At 57.0% G+C, this 458-nt stretch carries 1 protein-coding gene; it reads left to right on the forward strand.

Translation table 11 applies throughout. The features are described from left to right. Positions 1 to 184: helix-turn-helix domain-containing protein (locus J5M57_RS28455; RefSeq protein ID WP_207938539.1), on the forward strand; the 184-nt coding region annotated here is incomplete at its 5' end. Positions 185 to 458 lie beyond the last annotated feature (274 nt).

Below are 458 nucleotides of genomic sequence, written 5' to 3' on the forward strand. Positions count from 1 at the left end.
CAGTCAACAGGCCGCAGCCAGGGCGACGCCTCGCCGAACGTTTTCATTTGCAGAACATGAGTCAGAGATCTACGCGGCGGCACTTGCATCTGCAAACGGCAACGTTTCTGCGGCAGCACGGGCGATCGGACTTTCGAGAGCCCAATTGGCGTATCGATTGAGAAAATTCGAAATCACCGCTTGACTTAGTGGGAGCCCCGTAGCCCCAGCCCGATGTCAGCTTGTGTTTCTTAGGGACTGTTTCGGTTCTGATTGTAGAAGGCTATCATCGGCTGCGGGCATGCTCGCGTTCGCTTTTACGTATCGCATGCCGCCCATCTTGCTGAATCCGAGCACAGCTCGATCGCGCAGCTCTTGTATGAAGTGATCGAGTAAGGGCTCCCGTTCGGTCGGTCCAGCGGGGCGGCTCCGGCTGGCTTGAGGCGCCTTACGATTTGTTAAGCCGCGCCGCCTTTTTT

This window comes from Pseudomonas sp. 86_A (genome assembly GCF_017491705.1).
GTDB lineage: Bacteria > Pseudomonadota > Gammaproteobacteria > Pseudomonadales > Pseudomonadaceae > Aquipseudomonas > Aquipseudomonas koreensis.